The sequence below is a fragment of the Pseudomonas paraversuta genome (assembly GCF_904067025.1).
Taxonomy (GTDB): domain Bacteria; phylum Pseudomonadota; class Gammaproteobacteria; order Pseudomonadales; family Pseudomonadaceae; genus Aquipseudomonas; species Aquipseudomonas paraversuta.
In genome coordinates this window covers 1,245,001-1,265,093 of sequence record NZ_CAJFDA010000001.1, presented here as the reverse complement: position 1 = coordinate 1,265,093, position 20,093 = coordinate 1,245,001, and the positions used below count along the sequence as shown (strand labels likewise).

At 57.9% G+C, this 20,093-nt stretch carries 18 protein-coding genes and 1 pseudogene; 8 read left to right on the top strand and 11 right to left on the bottom strand.

Annotation, left to right across the window (positions count from 1 at the left end; all coding sequences use genetic code 11):
- Positions 1 to 99 precede the first annotated feature (99 nt).
- Positions 100 to 558 (top strand): DUF721 domain-containing protein, encoded by a 459-nt coding sequence (locus JQ848_RS06015; protein WP_003442603.1) that lies wholly within the window; start codon positions 100 to 102, stop codon positions 556 to 558.
- 96 nt (positions 559 to 654) lie between these two features.
- On the opposite strand, the gene JQ848_RS06010 is transcribed toward JQ848_RS06015, so the two are convergent.
- Positions 655 to 2,127, bottom strand: coding sequence for a helicase HerA-like domain-containing protein (locus tag JQ848_RS06010; protein WP_003442606.1), 1,473 nt, complete (start codon positions 2,125 to 2,127; stop codon positions 655 to 657).
- Between the two features lie 196 nt (positions 2,128 to 2,323).
- Here JQ848_RS06010 and JQ848_RS22940 point away from each other — a divergent pair.
- From JQ848_RS22940 to JQ848_RS05995, 4 genes and pseudogenes are all read left to right on the top strand, one after another.
- Positions 2,324 to 3,355 (top strand): annotated as a pseudogene (locus JQ848_RS22940) (HAMP domain-containing protein); the annotation flags it as partial.
- 18 nt (positions 3,356 to 3,373) lie between these two features.
- Positions 3,374 to 4,213 (top strand): methyl-accepting chemotaxis protein, encoded by an 840-nt coding sequence (locus JQ848_RS22935; RefSeq protein ID WP_369826387.1) that lies wholly within the window; start codon positions 3,374 to 3,376, stop codon positions 4,211 to 4,213.
- 130 nt (positions 4,214 to 4,343) lie between these two features.
- Positions 4,344 to 5,456, top strand: a complete 1,113-nt coding sequence (locus JQ848_RS06000) for a glycosyltransferase family 4 protein (RefSeq protein WP_202210354.1) — start codon at positions 4,344 to 4,346, stop codon at positions 5,454 to 5,456.
- Positions 5,449 to 6,216, top strand: coding sequence for a DUF2334 domain-containing protein (locus JQ848_RS05995; RefSeq protein ID WP_127196179.1), 768 nt, complete (start codon positions 5,449 to 5,451; stop codon positions 6,214 to 6,216). The genes JQ848_RS06000 and JQ848_RS05995 overlap by 8 nt, the downstream gene beginning before the upstream one ends.
- A 7-nt stretch (positions 6,217 to 6,223) precedes the next feature.
- Here the strand turns inward: JQ848_RS05995 and JQ848_RS05990 are convergent, their stop codons facing one another.
- Both JQ848_RS05990 and purU read right to left on the bottom strand, forming a co-directional pair.
- On the bottom strand, positions 6,224 to 6,421 hold the full coding sequence (locus tag JQ848_RS05990) for a hypothetical protein (protein ID WP_202210353.1): 198 nt from the start codon (positions 6,419 to 6,421) through the stop codon (positions 6,224 to 6,226).
- Positions 6,422 to 6,535: 114 nt separating this feature from the next.
- The gene (purU, locus tag JQ848_RS05985; RefSeq protein ID WP_003442621.1) at positions 6,536 to 7,384 is read right to left on the bottom strand and encodes a formyltetrahydrofolate deformylase; all 849 of its coding nucleotides are present in this window, start codon (positions 7,382 to 7,384) and stop codon (positions 6,536 to 6,538) included.
- 348 nt (positions 7,385 to 7,732) lie between these two features.
- On the opposite strand from purU, the gene mvaT reads away from it, so the two are divergent.
- Positions 7,733 to 8,110: a histone-like nucleoid-structuring protein MvaT gene (mvaT, locus tag JQ848_RS05980; protein WP_003442624.1), complete on the top strand. Its 378-nt coding sequence runs from the start codon at positions 7,733 to 7,735 to the stop codon at positions 8,108 to 8,110.
- An 80-nt stretch (positions 8,111 to 8,190) separates the two neighbouring features.
- On the opposite strand, the gene sbcB is transcribed toward mvaT, so the two are convergent.
- The 3 genes from sbcB to JQ848_RS05965 form a co-directional block, all read right to left on the bottom strand.
- Positions 8,191 to 9,636, bottom strand: coding sequence for an exodeoxyribonuclease I (sbcB, locus tag JQ848_RS05975; RefSeq protein ID WP_003442627.1), 1,446 nt, complete (start codon positions 9,634 to 9,636; stop codon positions 8,191 to 8,193).
- Between the two features lie 61 nt (positions 9,637 to 9,697).
- Positions 9,698 to 10,057: a PilZ domain-containing protein gene (locus JQ848_RS05970; RefSeq protein WP_003442630.1), complete on the bottom strand. Its 360-nt coding sequence runs from the start codon at positions 10,055 to 10,057 to the stop codon at positions 9,698 to 9,700.
- A gap of 176 nt (positions 10,058 to 10,233) precedes the next feature.
- The gene (locus tag JQ848_RS05965) at positions 10,234 to 10,614 is read right to left on the bottom strand and encodes a tetratricopeptide repeat protein (RefSeq protein WP_003442634.1); all 381 of its coding nucleotides are present in this window, start codon (positions 10,612 to 10,614) and stop codon (positions 10,234 to 10,236) included.
- Positions 10,615 to 10,767: 153 nt separating this feature from the next.
- Here JQ848_RS05965 and pyk point away from each other — a divergent pair, with 153 nt between their 5' ends.
- Positions 10,768 to 12,219 (top strand): pyruvate kinase, encoded by a 1,452-nt coding sequence (pyk, locus tag JQ848_RS05960; RefSeq protein WP_003442637.1) that lies wholly within the window; start codon positions 10,768 to 10,770, stop codon positions 12,217 to 12,219.
- Between the two features lie 253 nt (positions 12,220 to 12,472).
- Here pyk and prpF read toward each other — a convergent pair whose 3' ends face one another.
- The 5 genes from prpF to JQ848_RS05935 form a co-directional block, all read right to left on the bottom strand.
- Positions 12,473 to 13,663 (bottom strand): 2-methylaconitate cis-trans isomerase PrpF, encoded by a 1,191-nt coding sequence (gene prpF / locus JQ848_RS05955; protein ID WP_003442640.1) that lies wholly within the window; start codon positions 13,661 to 13,663, stop codon positions 12,473 to 12,475.
- A gap of 47 nt (positions 13,664 to 13,710) precedes the next feature.
- A complete protein-coding gene (gene acnD, locus JQ848_RS05950; RefSeq protein ID WP_003442643.1) occupies positions 13,711 to 16,302 on the bottom strand; it encodes a Fe/S-dependent 2-methylisocitrate dehydratase AcnD in 2,592 nt (863 codons plus the stop codon).
- 134 nt (positions 16,303 to 16,436) lie between these two features.
- On the bottom strand, positions 16,437 to 17,564 hold the full coding sequence (gene prpC, locus JQ848_RS05945; protein ID WP_003442646.1) for a bifunctional 2-methylcitrate synthase/citrate synthase: 1,128 nt from the start codon (positions 17,562 to 17,564) through the stop codon (positions 16,437 to 16,439).
- Between the two features lie 101 nt (positions 17,565 to 17,665).
- On the bottom strand, positions 17,666 to 18,553 hold the full coding sequence (gene prpB / locus JQ848_RS05940) for a methylisocitrate lyase (RefSeq protein WP_003442649.1): 888 nt from the start codon (positions 18,551 to 18,553) through the stop codon (positions 17,666 to 17,668).
- Positions 18,550 to 19,272, bottom strand: a complete 723-nt coding sequence (locus tag JQ848_RS05935; RefSeq protein ID WP_003442652.1) for a GntR family transcriptional regulator — start codon at positions 19,270 to 19,272, stop codon at positions 18,550 to 18,552. Before JQ848_RS05935 ends, prpB begins: the two co-directional genes overlap by 4 nt.
- Before the next feature lie 279 nt (positions 19,273 to 19,551).
- Here JQ848_RS05935 and rloA point away from each other — a divergent pair, with 279 nt between their 5' ends.
- Positions 19,552 to 20,088, top strand: coding sequence for a retropepsin-like aspartic peptidase RloA (gene rloA, locus JQ848_RS05930; RefSeq protein WP_003442655.1), 537 nt, complete (start codon positions 19,552 to 19,554; stop codon positions 20,086 to 20,088).
- The last annotated feature ends 5 nt before the right edge of the window (positions 20,089 to 20,093 follow it).

Here is a 20,093-nt window from a genome sequence, read left to right as displayed (position 1 = left end):
CATTGATTCCACAAATAAAGTTTTTGAAATCAGGATCATATCGAGTGAAACAGGCGGTTTCTGCTAAGATTGCGGCTCTGTTTCCTCAGGTGTCTGAACATGGCATTTCGCCCACACCCAGCACGGGCACCCTCCGTTCTGCTCCGCGAGGCCAAGCCCCTGAAGGCCATTTTTGGCCACGCCAAACGTCTGGCACACTTGCAACGCCTTCTTGAAAGCCAGCTCCAGCCGGCCGCCCGCGAACATTGCCACGTCGCTTCATGGCGTGAAGGCAGCCTGTTGCTGATTGTGACCGATGGCCACTGGGCCACTCGCCTGCGTTATCAGCAAAAGCGCCTGCAGCGCCAGTTGCAGGCATTTGACGAGTTCGCCAGCCTGACCCGGATCCTGTTTAAAGTGCAGCCACCGACGGTGCAGGCCAAAGTTGCCGGACATACGCTCGACCTTTCGGTCAATGCCGCCCAGACCATCCAGGCAACGGCCGATGGTATCAGCGACCCGGCCCTGCGCGCCGCCCTTGAGCGGCTGGCCAGTCACGCCAAGCCCAAGCCTCAGTAACCGATACGTGCGGGAGCTGGCTTGCCAGCGATGAAAATGCCCGGCCCATCAGCTGAGTCGGGCTGCTGCGCAACCCTTCCCAGCCTACGCCAGCCACTACTTGCGTTTGCTGCCACCCAGCAATGAGCCCAGCAACCCGCGAACCAACTGCCGCCCCATCTGGCCCGCCGCCTGACGCGCCATGGATTGCAATGCTTTGCCCGCCGTGGAGCCCAGGAAGTCCCCGGCCTGATCCAGAAGACCCGGTTCCTGTGGCTTGACTTGCTCCTGCGGTGCTACGCCCTTGCGGGCCAACAACACTTCGTAGGCCGACTCCCGGTCAATCGGTTTGTCATAGCGCCCTTGCAACGGCGAACCGACAATCAAGGCCGCCCGCTCAGCCTCGGTCAGCGGGCCGATCCGCGATTGCGGCGGTGCAATCAATACTCGCTGAACCATGGCCGGCGTGCCTTTTTCTTCAAGCATGCCCACCAACGCTTCGCCGGTGCCCAACTCGGTCAGCACCGCCAGCGCATCGAAAGCCGGGTTAGGCCGAAATCCGTCGGCTACAGCCCGTAACGATCTCTGCTCTTTAGAGGTAAAAGCCCGCAGTCCATGCTGAATCCGCAAACCCAGTTGCGCGAGCACAGTGTCCGGCAAGTCCGCTGGCGATTGCGTTACAAAGTACACACCAACACCTTTGGAACGAATCAGACGTACCACTTGCTCAAGGCGGTCCTGCAATGCTTTGGGCGTCCCGGCAAACAGCAAATGGGCCTCATCGAAAAACAGCGCCAGCAAAGGCTTGTCGGCATCCCCGCGCTCCGGCAACTGTTCAAAAAGCTCCGCCAACAGCCACAACAGGAACGTGGCGTAAACCTTGGGCGCTTCATGCACCAGGCGACTGGCATCGAGCAGATGAATCCGGCCGCGACCGTCACTGGTCGGCTGCAGAATGTCTTCCAGTTGCAGCGCCGGCTCGCCGAACAAGGCCTCGGCGCCCTGCTGTTCAAGTGTTGCCAGGCGCCGCAGCAGGGCCTGGCTGGAACCGGTGGTCATCAAAGCCGCGTCATCGCCCAGCACTTGGGGGTTGTCGCGCAGATGATTAAGCAAGGCTTTCAGGTCTTTTAGATCAAGCAGCAGCAAACCCTCGCGATCTGCCACTTTGAACGCGGCATACAGGGCCGACTGCTGGCTGTCCGTCAACTCCAGCAGACTGCCCAGTAGCAGCGGTCCCATTTCACTCAATGTTGTGCGTAATGGATGACCGGTCTTGCCTTGTATGTCCCACAACGTAACCGGATACGCCTTCGGCTGATAATCGAGCCATGGCATGCCGGCAATCCGCTCGGCAATTTTGCCCTGAGGGTTGCCGGCCGCACCCAGCCCACAAAGATCGCCCTTGATGTCAGCGGCAAATACAGCCACGCCAGCATCGCTGAACTGTTCAGCCAGGCGCTGAAGGGTCACGGTTTTACCTGTCCCCGTGGCGCCCGCCACCAGGCCATGACGGTTTGCCAGGCGCAAAGACTGGGCCACGGGCTGACCCGCAAGGTCAGCACCAAGAACAAGAGCAGATAAGTCCGGCATTTTTCCACCTTTGATTAATCTTTCGCGATCGCGAGTCGATACATCCTTAATGCTAGATCAGATAAAACCGGATTTAGCGTAGGAAACAGTACTGACAAATATAGAGCCCATTCAGGTTCTGACAGTGATTTGTCGCATGGGCATGTTTCCACAGAGTAGGCCTCAAACTTTTAGACCTTAGCGGACCCTTCAAGCCATGAATAAAAACCTGCGTTTCAGCCATAAAATCCTGCTTGCCGCGTCCCTGATCGTAATAGCCGCCTTCTCGCTATTTACGCTGTACAACGATTACCTGCAACGCAATGCCATTCGCAATGATCTGGATAACTATCTGCACGAGATGGGCAACATCACAGCCAATAACATTCAAACCTGGATGGGAGGGCGGATTCTGCTCACGGAAAATCTTGCAGAATCCATAGCCATTGCTTCAGACCCAGCGCAAGTGGCCAGCCTGCTCGAACAAAAAGCCCTGGGCAGCACCTTTATGGCAGTCTACTTTGGCGACAGCCAGGGCGACTTTACCATTCGCCCCAACAGCAAGATGCCCGAGGGCTTCGACGCCCGCACGCGGCCCTGGTACAAGGACGCGCTCAACAGCAGCAGCGCAAGCCTGACCGAACCTTATATAGATGCTGTAACCGGGCAGATGATTATCTCCATCGGTACCGCGGTGAAAAAGGCCGGGCAAACCCTGGGCGTGGTCGGCTCGGACCTGACCCTGAAAACCATCGCTGACAGTATCAACACCCTGGATTTCGATGGCATGGGCTTTGCCTTCCTGGTGAGTGCCGACGGCAAAATCCTGGTTCACCCGGACAAGGATCTGGTGTCGAAGAACCTGAAGGATATTTACCCGCAAAACACACCATCGATCAGTCCGGTTATCAGCGAAACCGAGGCCAATGGCAAAACACGGATCGTGACCTTTAGCCCGGTCAAAGGGCTGGGTTCGGTCAACTGGTATGTCGGGCTGTCTATAGATAAAGAACAAGCCTTCGCAATGCTCAGCACATTTCGCACATCAGCGATCATTGCCACCAGCATTGCCCTGGTCTCGATCATCGCCCTGCTCGGCCTGTTGATTCGCCTGTTGTTGCAACCTTTGCATGTGATGACCCGCGCGATGCAAGACATCGCTGAAGGTGAAGGTGATTTGACCCGGCGCCTGGTGGTTGAATCCAACGACGAGTTCGGCACCCTGGGCAGCGCTTTCAACCGCTTTGTCGAGCGCATTCATACCTCCATGAGCGAAGTATCATCGGCTACCGAACAGGTAAACGAAGTCGCCCTGCGGGTGGTCAGTGCTTCCAACTCATCGATGCTCAACTCTGACGAACAGGCAAGCCGCACTAACAGTGTTGCAGCAGCGATCAACGAGCTGGGCGCAGCTGCCCAGGAAATCGCCCGCAACGCTGCCCTGGCCTCGCATCAAGCCAGCGACGCCCGCGGCCTGGCAGAAGAAGGTCAGCAAGTGGTTGAGCGCAGCATCGGTTCGATGCAGCAACTGTCGCAAATGCTGGGCACCTCCAGTAGCCACATCGAATCACTGAATGACAAGACAGTGAACATCGGCCAGATCCTTGAAGTGATTACCAGCATTTCCCGGCAAACCAACCTGTTGGCGCTCAATGCCGCGATTGAAGCCGCCCGCGCCGGTGAAGCCGGACGCGGCTTTGCCGTGGTCGCTGACGAGGTGCGCAACCTGGCGCACCGCACCCAGGAGTCGGCGCAGCAAGTACAAACCATGATCGAGGAGCTGCAAGTCAGCGCGCGCGCATCGGTGAGCACCATGGAGGAAAGTCAGCGCCACAGTCAGGACAGTGTGGAAATCGCCAACCGTGCAGGCGAACGTCTGGTCAGCGTCACCGAGCGCATTGGCGAAATTGACGGCATGAACCAGTCCGTCGCTACCGCCACGGAAGAGCAAACCTCGGTGGTTGAGTCGATCAATATGGACATCACCGAGATCAACACCCTGAACCAGGAGGGCGTCGAGAACCTGCAATCCACCCTGCGAGCCTGTACGGACCTTGAACAACAGGCCGCACGCCTCAAGCAACTGGTGGGCAGTTTCCGCATCTGATCGCCCTGCACTCAACGCGTAACCCCGCACTTGGCGGTTACGCGTTTTTTACCCGGCTCAATTCCTGCGAACATCTATCATCCATTAAGGTCAACCCCATGGACGATAGACATTTAAAGGGCTCAAGGCCGTGCATATTGCTGACATCACCATGTTCTATGCGCCCGCCAGTGGCGGCGTGCGCACTTATCTGGACGCCAAGCACCGACGCCTGAGCCGTTTGCCGGGCACCCGTCACAGCCTGCTGGTGCCGGGCAGCAACCGGACAGTGCACGACGGCATATACCAGGTCCCCTCCCCGGCCCTGCCATTTGGCAACGGTTTTCGGTTCCCGATCCGCCTGGCGCCCTGGTGCAATATTTTGCAAGACCTGCAACCGGACCTGATCGAAGTCGGCGACCCCTACCTCACCGCCTGGGCCGCACTCGATGCCCGGCGGCAGCTGGACATACCGGTCATTGGCTTTTATCACTCGGATCTGCCGCTGCTGGTGCGCAACCGCATGGGCAACTGGCTGACACCTAATGTAGAAGCCTATGTCAGCCGGCTGTACCGGCATTTCGACCGGGTCCTGGCCCCGAGCCAGGTCATGGCCAACAAACTTATCGGCCTGGGGGTCGACAATGTGTTCGTGCAACCCCTGGGCGTCGACTTGCAGACATTCAATCCTCAGCACCGCGACCCCGATCTGCGTGCAGAGCTGCAGATAAGTCCTGACGCCCATTTGCTGATTTTTGCCGGGCGCGGCGCCAAGGAAAAAAATCTCCCGGTTCTGCTCGACTGCATTCGCGACTTGGGCCAGAACTGGCACCTGCTGCTGGTGGGCTCACAGATGCCATCCCTGGTGCCGGATAACGTGACAGTCATTGACGACTTCTGCCCCCCCGCTCAACTGGCCCGCCTCATGGCCAGTGCCGATGCTCTGGTACATGCCGGAGACCAGGAAACCTTTGGCCTGGTCATTCTCGAGGCCATGGCCAGCGGCATTCCGGTGGTGGCCGTTGACGCCGGGGCCTTCAGGGAAATCGTGCACGATGAGGTGGGTCTGCTGTGCCAACCGAACAACCCTGAGGCGATGGCCAACGCCGTCCGTGAGCTGTTCGCCAACAATCCGGCGCAACTTGGCCGGCAGGCCCGCCAACGGGCCGAACTGCATTACTCCTGGGATCGCGTGGTGCAGGACCTGCTGGTTCATTATCACGCATTGACCGGCACCCATCAGGCTGTACCTGTCCATGTCTGATCCGGTGGTGGCGCTGGTGCTGCACGATGTCGCCCCGCAAACCTGGGCCGATTATCAACCGTTTGTCGAAGCTGTCGATGCCATGGGCGCAATCCCGATCACCTGGCTGGTGGTTCCGGACTTTCACCATGGCGGCTCTTTGGCCGGTGCCGACCAATTGCGCAACACGCTCGACAGCCGCGTGGCCAGGGGCGACGAACTGGTACTGCATGGTTACTTCCATGCCGATGACATGCCTGCACCGCGCACCCCGCGCGATTGGTTCATGCGCCGGGTGTATACCTGGGAGGGGGAGTTCTACAAATTGTCCGAAACCCAGGCACTGAACCGGCTGGAGCGTGGGCTTGAAGTATTTGAGCGCTATCAATGGCCAGTCCGCGGCTTTGTTGCCCCGGCGTGGCTGATGAGCGAAGGCACACGCCTGGCCTTGCGCCAACTGCCCTTGAGTTATACCAGCGATCAACAGCACCTTTATCGTCTGCCCGATTTTTCAGCCATTGATGCGCCGGGGCTGGTCTGGAGTGCTGGCAGTGCATGGCGTCGAGGGGTGTCAAAAGTGGTGTGCGATCTGCGTGAACGCCAGTGGCAAAATGCACCTTTGATACGACTGGGCCTGCATCCTGTGGATATGCGCCATGGATTCTCCCGCGATTACTGGCTTGAAACCCTCAAGCGTCTGATCGACAGCGGCCGCAGGCCCGTCACCAAAAGCGCATGGCTCGACTCTTTAAGTGCGCCCACAGGCTCGTCGCCAGCATGAGTTCATCTCAGTCAGCAGCCGGTGAGAGCGTATCCGAGGGTTGATCGCCGGGAAGTTGCGGGTGTAACGCCAGCCACAAGGCCCGGGCATCTGAAAACTCTGTGCCGTCCTGCGGGCTTAACGCTTGCGGGTCGTAACGGCTTAGACAGCCCTCACCCAGGGTTGCCGGTGCCGTGGAAGTGGCTTTATCGAACGGATCGGTCATGACACAAATCCTTTGAAGGTTTTATGTTGCACTAACCCTGGGTGTAGTCGCTGCAGAGCAACGAAGGCGGCGATACAGGAGCCGGTCAGCCGACCCCTGTAATCGATTGCGGCATCAGAACACTACGGTTTTATTGCCGTGCACCAGTACACGGTCTTCGAGGTGATAGCGCAGGCCACGGGCCAGCACCATCTTCTCGACATCACGCCCGAAACGCACCATGTCTTCAATACTGTCGCTATGGCTGACGCGTACGACGTCCTGCTCGATGATGGGACCGGCGTCCAGTTCTTCGGTCACATAGTGGCAGGTTGCACCAATCAATTTTACACCGCGCATCGAAGCCTGGTGATAAGGCTTGGCCCCAACAAATGACGGCAGGAAGCTGTGGTGAATGTTGATGACCTGGCCGGCATATTCGCGACACAGATCCGGCGGCAGAATTTGCATGTAGCGCGCCAGAACCACGACCTCGGCAGCATGATGCTTAACCAGACGCGAGACTTCGGCGAAGGCCGGCTCTTTGTCTTTCGGGTCAACCGGCACATGGTAAAAAGGAATGCCGTGCCACTCGACCATGCTGCGCAAGTCATTGTGGTTGGAAATCACGCACGAGATATCACAGTCCAGTTCATCGCTGTGCCAGCGGTGCAACAAATCTGCCAGACAGTGGGATTCGCGGCTGGCCATCAAGACCACGCGTTTTTTTTGTGCGGTATCGGTAATGCGCCACTCCATCGAAAACTCTTCGGCGATCGGGGCAAACGCCTCGCGAAAAGCGTCAAGTCCAAATGGCAGGGAGTCGGCACGAATTTCGTGACGCATAAAGAACCAGCCGCTTTGATCATCCGAGTGGTGGCTCGCTTCAGTGATCCAGCCATTGTGTGAGGCCAGGAAATTACTGACCTTGGCAACAATACCAACGCCGTCGGGGCAGGCGATCACCAACCGAAAAGTGCGCATCAGGGAAAAACTCCAAAACTTTACTAAGGCCGCCATTCTAGCGAGTGCGCAGCAAAACTACAGTCTTCCTTGAGGCTTATTGCGTGCGCCCCAGGGTCGCATCACCCACCTGCTACGCCTTCGGGAGCGGGGCCTTCAGGGTTTTTATTGGTGAACCAGGACATTTATTAATCTTTCTTAACATTCACCTGACAACGGCTTATTTAATAGCGCTGATATAGGAATGGGAAAATGTTAATAATTAAATTTTAAAATTAATCGAGCCTTGCATATTTACTTGCAGTAACTGTCTGACTATTATTGCATCACTGTCTCCCTGTAAACCCTTTCCAACATAAGGTTATCCTCATGTCCCTGATCAACGAATACCGTGCAACTGAAGAAGCGATCAAAGAACTGCAAGCTCGCCTGAAAAACCTGTCGGAAGACGACAAACTTCAAACCGAGCTGGAATTCGAAGGCAAACTGCGCACGCTGATGGGCGAATACCAAAAATCGCTGCGCGATATTATCGCCCTTCTGGATCCGGAAGCCAAAGTAAGCAAAGCACCACGCGGTGTTGTTAAAACCACCGGCACCAAACGTGCCCGCAAGGTTAAACAATACAAAAACCCGCATAACGGTGAAGTGATTGAAACCAAAGGTGGCAACCACAAGACCCTGAAAGAGTGGAAAGCCAAGTGGGGCGGCGACGTAGTTGAAGGCTGGGCAACTCTGCTGGACTAAGTGCCCCCTTCGCGCTGCGTTATGCACCGCTAATAAAAAACGCCAGCTTGCTGGCGTTTTTTATTGCCTGCCTTTTAGTGTCAGTCCTGCGCCTGCGAGTTCATCCCCAGACGGCGGCCAAGACCTTGCGCATAGCGCTGCCATTCACTCAACAGCTTCAGTTGGGCGGGCTTGGCACTGCGTGACAGCTCCAGCGCTGCGCGGGTGAAATCATCCAGGGTCAGGGGCGCGCCCATGGCCGGGTCGGTCAAACGCTGCCGACAGAACAATTGCCAACGCTCAAGTTCTTCCGCGCTCAAGGTATGGGGGAAGTTTCGCGCACGGTAGCGAAACAATAATTCAGGTAAACGCTCGTCATCAAAAGGCCAAGTAGTACCTGCTAATTGCTCCGGATCACTGAGCCTGACTTGCTCACACAATCGACGATCACGCTCACCGAGAAAACCGTCATACAACTGTTGCTCGGGATCGGCAGCGGGGACGAAATCTTCGCTGGCATAAATAGCCGATAACTTGTCCTGCCAAACTTGCTGAGCCTCAATAAGCGTCGCCGCACGCGCTTGATAAAGCGCCATGTCCAGTTGCAAACGCTGTTGATCCTGGGCCCGCACTACATTCAAGGGGGCCACCACCGGACAACGGTTAACATGTATCAGCTTCAGCGCAACCGGCTGCTGGCCTTCAGCCAAGTCTTCGCGCCGGGTATAGAGCATCTGGCGCAGGGACTCTGCATCCATGTCCAGTAATGGCTGAGGATCAAAATGCAGATCGTACACAATCAGTGCATTACGGTTTTTCGGATGCCAGGCCAGCGGCAATACCACCCCCGCATAATGCCTGGCCGCAGAGAAGCGCCCCGAAATATGCAGCATGGGTTGCAATAACCGAACTTGATCAAGCACCCGCTGTTTCGTGCGCAGCTTGAATAACCACTCATACAACTTGGGTTGCTTGTCACGAATCAGCCGCGCCAACGCGATGGTGGCCCTCACATCGGACAAGGCATCATGGGCCTGGCCATGATCAATCCCGTTGGCTGCCGTCAAACGCTCGAGCTTGAGGGTCACTCGCCCCTCGTCTTCAGGCCAGACAATTCCTTCCGGACGCAGGGCATACGCGGTTCGCACTACATCAATCAAATCCCAGCGACTGTTGCCGCCCTGCCACTCGCGGGCATAAGGATCGAAGAAATTCCGGTACAGGCTGTAGCGCGTGACTTCGTCATCGAAACGCAAGGAGTTGTAGCCTGCGCCACAGGTGCCGGGCAATGCCAGTTGCGCGTGGGTGCGGGTCATGAACTCGGCCTCCCCCAGGCCCTTGTCTTCCAGGCGCCCGGGGGTAATACCGGTGATCAGGCAAGCCATGGGGTGAGGAAGAATATCGTCACTGGGCTGGCAATACAGATTGAGCGGCTGATCAATCTCATTGAGGTCGACATCGGTGCGGATACCGGCAACCTGCACAGCCCGATCGCAGCGCGGGTTGATGCCGGTGGTTTCATAGTCGTACCAAAAAATAGAGGTCACGGGGTGTTCCTGAGCTGTAGACCCCGTCAGTCTAGGCGCTCAAACCGGTGCAAGGCCAGACCTAAGCCGAGGCCTGTAACGGCAGGAAACTGAAATACTCGCGCAAGCTGTCGATCAGCACGAGGTATTGCGCAGGAGGCTGATACAGCATAAAACCGGAGTCGTAGCACTGTGGGCTGACGTCTTCAATGCACCACAGGCATCGTGCCGTCAGATCCACCAGCTGCAGCTCCCCGTCAGGCCCGGGCACTTGCAGCCTGAGTTCAAAATCAGCTCCCACCAGCAGCGGCAACTGGCTGATCAGCATCAGCCCACCCTCGGACACATTGCCCAGATACCCGATAGGTTTGCCTGTAAACCGGTTGAGCACGCCCAGGAAGCCTGTCAGTTGATGACGCTGGATACGGCGATCTATAACCATGGCGAATATCACTTTGAAAGGCCATTAAGCATGACCGCGCTACTACCTGAAATGTTCCGCAGCTCGCTCTCAGGCCAACCAGCAGACATCGATACCTTTATTAATCCATAAAAAGCCCGGAATACTCTAACAGCAGCACAGCGATATCATATAGCCACTAGCCAGTTGATACTTCATCAAATGGTAGCAGGCAGTGCCGGAGTCGCTCCTGCACCGGGGCCCGGAATGAATTTAAGAATTCTCAACGTCTCGATCCTCGCCTTGGCGCGATAGGCATACTCGCTCTTCGGGAACTCATTGATGATGTATTGATAGGTCTGGGCAGCGTCCAGATAGAACTTGGTTCGTTCCAGGCATAGTCCGCGCAACATTGCAGTCTGCGGCCAGATATACGGGCGACTGCGGCTCTCGCGATCCACCTCGGACAACTCCAGCATCACCGCTTCGCAATTACCCCGGTCATAGGCACGGTAGGCACTGTTCAGGTGATGATTCATCGACCAGCGGGTACAACCGACGACACTGCCGGCCATCAATAGAATGAGCAAAAAACGCATGGGGATCTCCTGTTCTTAACACTGTATCGACCCCGCGGGAAAATTCTTCAAGCTGCGGCACCACAACTTAAGTCGAAAGTAGTGCAGAGGAACAATGACTACAGCCAAAGACCATAGTAGCCTTTGGCTGCGCTTGAACTCAGGAGTCTTTGCATGTCCGTTCGTCGAACTAAAATCGTTGCCACACTTGGCCCTGCCAGCAATTCACCGGAGATGCTGGAACAGCTGATCCTCGCTGGCCTGGACGTCGCCCGTCTGAACTTTTCCCACGGAACCCCGGATGAGCATAAGGCTCGTGCCAAGCTGGTGCGTGAAATCGCTGCCAAACATGGCCGTTTCGTTGCCCTCTTGGGTGACCTGCAAGGCCCGAAAATTCGTATCGCCAAATTCGCCAACAAGAAGATCGAGCTGAAGGTCGGTGATCAATTCACCTTCTCCACCAGCCATCCGTTGACCGAAGGCACCCAGCAAGTAGTCGGCATCGACTACCCGGATCTGGTCAAGGACTGCGGCGTCGGCGACGAGCTGCTGCTCGATGACGGCCGTGTCGTAATGCGTGTAGACACCGCCACCGATGACGCCCTGCACTGCACCGTGCTGATCGGCGGCCCACTGTCTGACCACAAGGGCATCAACCGTCGCGGCGGTGGTCTGACCGCGCCGGCCCTGACTGAAAAAGACAAGGCTGACATCAAGCTGGCTGCCGAAATGCAAGTCGACTACCTGGCCGTGTCGTTCCCGCGGGACGCCGCCGACATGGAATACGCCCGTCAACTGCGTGACGAAGCCGGCGGTACTGCCTGGCTGGTCGCGAAGATTGAACGCGCTGAAGCCGTAGCGGATGACGAAACCCTCGACGGGCTGATCAAGGCCAGTGACGCAGTAATGGTTGCCCGTGGCGACCTGGGCGTGGAAATCGGCGATGCCGAGCTGGTGGGCATTCAGAAGAAAATCATTCTGCATGCACGCCGCCACAATAAAGCGGTGATCGTTGCGACCCAGATGATGGAGTCGATGATCCAGAACCCGATGCCGACTCGCGCCGAAGTGTCCGACGTTGCCAACGCCGTTCTCGACTACACCGACGCCGTGATGCTCTCGGCTGAAAGTGCTGCCGGCGCTTACCCGCTGGAAGCGGTACAGGCCATGGCGCGGATCTGTGTCGGCGCTGAAAAGCATCCGACCAGCAAAACCTCCAGCCACCGTATCGGCAAGGTTTTCGAAAGCTGCGACCAGAGCATTGCGCTGGCGGCCATGTACACCGCCAACCATTTCCCTGGCGTCAAAGCGATCATCGCGCTGACCGAAAGTGGTTACACGCCGTTGATCATGTCGCGCATCCGTTCTTCGGTGCCGATCTACGCGTTCTCCCCGCACCGTGAAACCCAGGCCCGTGCTGCCATGTTCCGTGGCGTTTACACCGTGCCGTTCGACCCGGCATCGCTGCCGCCAGAACAAGTCAGCCAGGCTGCCATCGACGAACTGCTCAAGCGTGGCGTCGTAGAAAATGGCGACTGGGTCATCCTGACCAAGGGCGACAGCTACCACACCATCGGTGGCACCAACGGCATGAAGATTCTGCATGTCGGCGACAAAATGGTTTAAGTCCCACAGGACTTGAACTAAAAAGCCCCGCAACGATGAGCAAAGCTGTTCACAGAACTAAACCCTGCCGTTGTAGGAGCGAGCTTGTCTAGCGATGATTGTTAACGAAAACGCCGTGTTTACAGATTAAACACGGCATTTCGAGACCATCGCGAGGCAAGCTCGCTCCTACAGTTGAGATAGCAGTCGTTTAGGCGAACAGCATTGCGCAGCGATGCGGGGCTTTTTTATGCGTCGGATTCAGCAATCAGGGTTAAAAGGCATCGCCCGGTACCCGCACCCAACCTTCCATCAAAACCCGCGCGCTGCGGCTCATGATGGCTTTGGTAACTGTCCATTCGCCATCAACCTGCTGCGCCTGCGCGCCCACCCGCAAGGTGCCCGATGGATGACCAAAACGCACGGCGCTGCGCAACTCGCCGCCCGCGGCAAGGTTGACCAGGGTGCCCGGAATCGCTGCCGCAGTGCCAATCGCCACCGCCGCCGTCCCCATCATCGCGTGGTGCAACTTGCCCATCGACAATGCCCGCACCAGCAAGTCCACACTCTGTGCAGGCACCGGCTTGCCGCTGGATGACAGGTAATCGGTCGGCCCGGCAACAAAGGCCACCTTGGGCGTGTGCTGACGTTTGGCCGCATCTTCGAGCCTTTCAATCAGGCCCATGCGCAACGCACCATGGGCACGAATGGTTTCGAACATGGCCAGGGCTTTCGGATCGCCGTTGATGTCGTTTTGCAGCTCGGCACCGGTGTAACCGATGGCTTGGGCATTGACGAAAATGGTCGGGATACCGGCGTTGATCATGGTGACTTTCAAGGTGCCGAGCCCTGGCACTTCAAGGTCGTCAACCAGGTTGCCGGTAGGGAACATCGAACCCCCTGCACCCTCCTCGTCAGCCGCCGGATTAATGAACTCCAGCTGCACCTCGGCGGCAGGAAAGGTCACCCCGTCGAGCTCAAAATCACCGGTTTCCTGGACTGCGCCATCGGTGATCGGTACATGGGCAATAATGGTTTTGCCAATATTGGCTTGCCAGATACGCACCACGGCCGTGCCGTTTTGCGGGATACGGGCCGCATCCACCAGGCCGCTGCTGATGGCAAACGAACCGACGGCCGCCGACAGGTTGCCGCAGTTGCCGCTCCAGTCCACGAACGGCTTGTCGATCGACACCTGGCCAAACAGATAGTCGACATCATGATCGGCTTGCAGGCTTTGGCTGACGATCACGGTTTTGCTGGTACTGGAGGTCGCCGCGCCCATGCCGTCAATTTGCTTTTCGTACGGGTCCGGGCTGCCGATTACCCGCAACAACAGGGCATCACGGGCCGCGCCCGGAACCTGGGCCACGGCGGGCAAGTCAAGCAGACTGAAAAATACCCCTTTACTGGTACCGCCGCGCATATAAGTCGCAGGGATTTTGATTTGCGCTGCATAGGCCATAAAACTGATTCCTGTTAGGGCCGGGGCGCCAGGCCCCGGCACTGCTATTAAGCCGTGGCCGATTCCAGGAAGTCCTGGGCAAAGCGCTGCAACACGCCGCCCGCTTCGTAGATCGAGACTTCTTCAGCGGTGTCCAGACGGCACATCACCGGCACCTCGACGCGCTCGCCGTTGTTGCGGGTAATCACCAGGGTCAGCGTGGCACGCGGGGTGCGCTCGCCGATCACGTCGTAAGTCTCGCTGCCGTCAATCTGCAGGGTTTTACGATTGGTGCCCGGCATGAACTCCAGCGGCAACACGCCCATGCCGACCAGGTTGGTACGGTGAATCCGCTCAAAGCCCTCTGCCGCAATGGCTTCGACCCCGGCCAGACGCACGCCCTTGGCCGCCCAGTCACGGGACGAGCCCTGACCGTAGTCGGCGCCGGCAATGATGATCAACGGCTGCTTGCGATCCATATAGGTTTCAATCGCTTCCCACATGCGCATCACCTGGCCTTCAGGCTCAAGACGGGTCAATGAGCCCTGCTTGACCTTGCCGTCCTCGATCACCATTTCGTTGAACAGTTTGGGGTTGGCAAAGGTGGCACGTTGCGCGGTCAGGTGGTCGCCACGGTGGGTTGCATAGGAGTTGAAGTCGACTTCCGGCAGGCCCATTTTCGCCAGATACTCACCTGCGGCACTGTCGAGCATGATCGCGTTGGACGGCGACAGGTGATCGGTGGTGATGTTGTCCGGCAGCACTGCCAGCGGGCGCATGCCCTTGAGCGGACGTGCACCGGCCAGAGCCCCTTCCCAATACGGCGGACGACGAATGTAAGTGCTTTGCGGACGCCAGTCGTAGAGCGGCTCGACTTTCGGGCCGGTGTCCTCGTGAATGGCGAACATCGGAATATAAACCTGGCGGAACTGCTCCGGCTTGACCGAGCGCTTGACCACGGCGTCGATTTCTTCGTCGCTTGGCCAGATATCTTTCAGACGCACTTCGTTGCCGCTGGCATCCAGGCCCAACACATCTTTTTCGATATCGAAACGGATGGTCCCGGCAATTGCATAGGCCACTACCAAAGGCGGCGAAGCCAGAAATGCCTGCTTGGCGTACGGGTGAATCCGCCCGTCAAAGTTGCGGTTACCCGAGAGCACGGCCGTCGCGTAGAGATCGCGATCGATGATCTCCTGCTGCACTTGCGGATCCAGCGCACCGGACATGCCATTGCAGGTGGTACAGGCAAAAGCGACCACACCAAAGCCCAGTTGCTCAAGCTCATCGGTCAGACCGGCTTCGTCCAGATACAGCGCGACGGTTTTCGAACCCGGTGCCAACGACGACTTGACCCAAGGCTTGCGGGTCAGCCCCAGTTTGTTGGCGTTGCGGGCGATCAGGCCTGCCGCAATCACGTTACGCGGGTTGCTCGTGTTGGTGCAGCTGGTGATGGCCGCAATAATTACCGCGCCGTCAGGCATTTGCCCCGGCACGTCGTCCCACTGACCGGCAATGCCCTTGGCCGCGAGGTCGCTGGTGGCGACGCGGGCGTGGGGGTTGCTCGGGCCGGCCATGTTGCGCACGACACTGGACAGGTCAAAGCTCAAGCCACGCTCATACTCAGCATGCTTGAGACTGTCGCCCCACAGCCCGGTGAGCCTGGCGTAGTTTTCGACCAACTGCACTTGCTGGTCTTCACGACCGGTCAGCTTGAGGTAGTCGATGGTTTGTTGGTCGATGTAGAACATCGCAGCCGTGGCGCCGTATTCCGGGGCCATGTTGGAGATGGTGGCGCGGTCCCCCAGGGTCAGCGCCGCAGCACCTTCGCCGAAGAACTCCAGCCAGGCACCGACGACTTTTTGCTTGCGCAGATACTCGGTCAGCGCCAGCACCATATCGGTAGCGGTAATGCCCGGCTGCAGCTTGCCGGTCAGCTCGACGCCGACGATTTCCGGCAGGCGCATCCAGGAGGCACGACCGAGCATCACGCTCTCGGCTTCAAGACCGCCGACGCCAATGGCAATGACGCCCAGCGAATCAACGTGGGGGGTGTGGCTGTCGGTGCCGACGCAGGTATCGGGGAATGCCACACCGTCACGCACCTGAATCACCGGAGACATTTTCTCCAGGTTGATCTGGTGCATGATGCCGTTGCCTGGCGGGATCACATCGACGTTTTTGAAGGCTTTTTTGGTCCACTCAATAAAGTGGAACCGGTCTTCGTTACGGCGATCCTCGATGGCGCGGTTCTTTTCAAACGCCTCGGGATCGGTGCCGTCACGCTCAACCGCCAACGAGTGATCGACAATCAGCTGGGTCGGGACCACCGGGTTCACTTGCGCCGGGTCGCCCCCTTGCAGGGCAATGGCGTCGCGCAAACCGGCGAGGTCGACCAGCGCGGTCTGCCCGAGAATGTCGTGGCACACCACTCGCGCCGGGAACCACGGAAAGTCGAGATCGCGTTTGCGTTCAATCAACTGGCTCAATGAGGCGTTCAGGGTCGCAGGATCACAGCGACGCACCAGATTTTCGGCCAGTACCCGGGAGGTGTATGGCAGGGTGTCATAAGCACCGGGTTTGATCGCATCGACTGCCGCGCGGGTGTCGAAATAATCCAGCCGGGTGCCCGGTAGTGTTTTGCGAAATTCAGTATTCATGGCGTGGGACTCGATCACGGTTAGGTCTGAGGCGGCTCACCCCTCCTGCAGGAGCGGGCTTGCTCGCGAGCTTTTCAAAGAGCTCACGGGCAAGCTCGCTCCTGCAGGGTGGACAGGTTCAAGCCGCCTGCTGGTCAGCGGCGCTCGATTGGCACGAACTTGCGCTGTTCGACGCCGATGTACTCGGCACTCGGGCGGATGATGCGGTTGTTGGCGCGCTGTTCGAACACGTGCGCAGCCCAGCCGGTTAGGCGTGAGCAGACAAAGATCGGGGTGAACAGCTTGGTTGGAATGCCCATGAAGTGATACGCCGAGGCATGGTAGAAGTCGGCGTTGGGGAACAGCTTCTTTTGCTCCCACATGGTTTGGTCGATGGCTTCGGAAACCGGGAACAACGTGGTGTCACCCACTTCGTCAGCGAGTTTTTTCGACCAGCCCTTGATCACTTCGTTACGCGGATCGCTGTCTTTATAGATCGCGTGGCCAAAGCCCATGATCTTGTCTTTGCGCGCCAGCATTTCGAGAGTGCCCTTGACCGCCTCTTCTGCCGAGCCGAAACGCTCGATCATTTCCATTGCCGCTTCGTTGGCGCCACCGTGCAGTGGCCCGCGCAACGTGCCGATGGCGGCCGTGACGCACGAGTACAGGTCGGACAGGGTCGAAGCACAGACCCGGGCGGTGAATGTCGAGGCGTTGAATTCGTGCTCGGCATACAGAATCAGCGACACGTTCATCACTTTGACGTGCAGTTCGCTCGGCTTCTTGTCGTGCAGCAGGTGCAGGAAGTGCCCGCCAATGGACTCTTCATCGGTCACGCAATTGATGCGCAGACCGTCATGGCTGAAGCGATACCAGTAGCACATGATTGCCGGGAAAGCGGCCAGCAGGCGATCGGTTACATCGCGCTCACGGGCAAAATCCAGCTCGGGCTCAAGGTTGCCCAGGAACGAGCAGCCGGTACGCATCACATCCATCGGATGGGCGTCGGCGGGGATGCGCTCCAGCACTTCCTTGAGGGCCTGCGGCAAATCACGCAGGGTTTTGAGTTTGGCCATATAGGCCGCCAGCTCGGTTTTGTTCGGCAGTTCACCGTACAGCAGCAGATAGGCTACTTCTTCAAAGCGGGCTTCGGCGGCCAGCTCACGGACGTCATAACCACGATAAGTGAGACCTGCGCCTTCCTGGCCAACGGTCGACAAGGCTGTTTGCCCGGCCACCTGGCCGCGTAATCCGGCGCCACTCAATACTTTTGCTTCGGCCATTGCGCTCTCCAATCTTGAATTTGTTAGGGATTCGGCAACTACAGGGTTCTATACCTATCCCTGCAGGAGCAAGCTCGCTCCTGCAGGATCATGGAATTGTGTTACTTCTTGGCGGCAAACACGGCGTCGAGCTTTTGCTCGAAGCTGTGGTAGTTGATGGCGTCGTACAGTTCCATGCGGGTTTGCATGGTGTCGATCACGTTCTGCTGGGTGCCGTCACGGCGGATGGCGCCGTAGACGTTTTCAGCAGCCTTGTTCATCGCCCGGAAAGCCGAGAGCGGGTACAGCACCAGCGATACATCAGCACCGGCCAGTTGCTCGGTGGTGTACAGCGGTGTCGAGCCAAACTCGGTGATGTTGGCCAGAATCGGCGCCTTCACCCGATTGGCGAACAGTTTGTACATCTCGAGTTCGGTAATGGCTTCCGGGAAGACCATGTCGGCACCGGCTTCAACACAGGCTGCTGCACGTTCCAGCGCCGACTCCAGGCCCTCGACCGCCAGCGCATCGGTGCGTGCCATGATCACGAAACTGTCATCGGTACGGGCGTCAACTGCTGCTTTGATGCGGTCGACCATCTCTTGCAGCGAGACGATTTCCTTGTTCGGGCGATGACCGCAACGCTTGGCACCGACCTGGTCTTCGATATGAATCGCCGCCGCGCCAAACTTGATCATCGACTTGACGGTGCGCGACACGTTGAAGAACGAGGAGCCAAAGCCGGTATCCACGTCCACCAGCAGCGGCAGGTCGCAGACGTCGGTAATGCGACGGACGTCGGTCAGCACATCGTCCAGGCCGGTAATGCCCAGGTCCGGCACCCCCAAAGATCCCGCTGCAACACCGCCACCCGACAGATAAATTGCCTTGAAGCCGGCACGCTTGGCCAGCAGTGCATGGTTGGCGTTGATCGCACCCACAACCTGCAGCGGATGTTCACTGGCGACTGCGTCACGGAAACGCTGGCCTGGACTGTTTTTATTGCTCATGACTCACCTCGTGGAGTGGCTGTCTGCTGGGCGCTGTCTTGGTAGTGACGCGCAATATTGCGTTTCGACGCGCCGATATGGCGGCGCATCAATAACTCGGCCAGTTCGCCGTCGCGATCGGCAATGGCATCAAGAATCCGGTGGTGCTCGGCGAATGCCTGGTGCGGGCGATTGGGGGTGGTGGAAAACTGGATGCGGTACATACGCACCAGCTGGTACAGCTCGCCGCACAGCATCTGGGTCAGGGTGCGATTACCGCTGCCTTGAATGATCTTGTAATGAAAATCGAAGTCGCCTTCCTGCTGGTAGTAACCGACACCCGCCTGGAACGCCTCATCGCGCTCATGGGTTTCGAGCACCCGACGCAACTCGGCGATGTCTTCATCACTCATGCGCTCGGCGGCCAGGCGGCAGGCCATACCTTCGAGGGACTCGCGAATTTCGTAGAGTTCGATCAGTTCGGCGTGGTTCAGCGACACCACCCGGGCCCCGACATGGGGGATGCGCACCAGCAGGCGCTGACCTTCGAGACGGTGAATGGCTTCACGCAATGGCCCACGGCTGATGCCGTAGGTGCGGGCCAGCTCGGGCTCGGATATCTTGCTGCCGGGGGCGATTTCACCTTTGACAATAGCCGCCTGAATACGCCGAAACACGTTCTCCGACAGGGTTTCAGAATCGTCCTGGGCGATAGCGGCGGGCTCTAGTGCTTGCAGCATATTGTCGACACCTTTCAAATCAATGACACCAAAACTAGCGATTCAACGCCAAATAGTCAAAGTATAAATAGGTATTGTCGACAATATCCCGATACGACCTTAGTTTAATCGACAGCCAGTTCCCCCCCATAAAAGCGCCGCAACGCTGGCGCCATAAAACCTTCATGTTAGAATGCCGGCCGCATCCGCCCTGCCCCGTCCACGGGCAGCCGCACGAGGAAACTTGCTCTGTACTGCCAGTGCCTTGAACTGAAGATTGCAAGAGACGTGCCCCGATTTATGAAATTTTTCCCCCTCTACACCCTTCTTTGTCTGCTGTGCGTACCGGGCTTGAGCCTTGGTGCCGAGAAAACCGTGTACGGCCTCAATGAATATGCCGAACTGGCCGGCATCGATCTGCAAGTGGCCGCCAAACTCGATACCGGAGCCAAAACCGCATCCCTCAGCGCACGCGACATAAAGCGTTTCAAACGCGATGGAGAGAGCTGGGTCCGCTTTTATCTGGCCATCGATGACGCCCACTCGCACCCCATCGAACGCCCGCTGGCCCGGGTCAGCAAGATCAAACGCCGCTCGGGTGACTATGATCCCCAGTCCGACAAGAACTACACCTCGCGCCCGGTCATTGCCCTGGAAATCTGCATGGGCAAAGCTTTACGCACAATCGAAGTGAACTTGACTGATAGAAGTGCGTTCCAATACCCGCTGCTGATCGGCTCCGAAGCACTCAAGCGCTTTGATGCGCTGGTCGACCCAAGTCTTAAATACGCTGCTGGCAAACCTGCCTGCGTCGCTAACGCTCAAACCGCAGAGTAATTGAA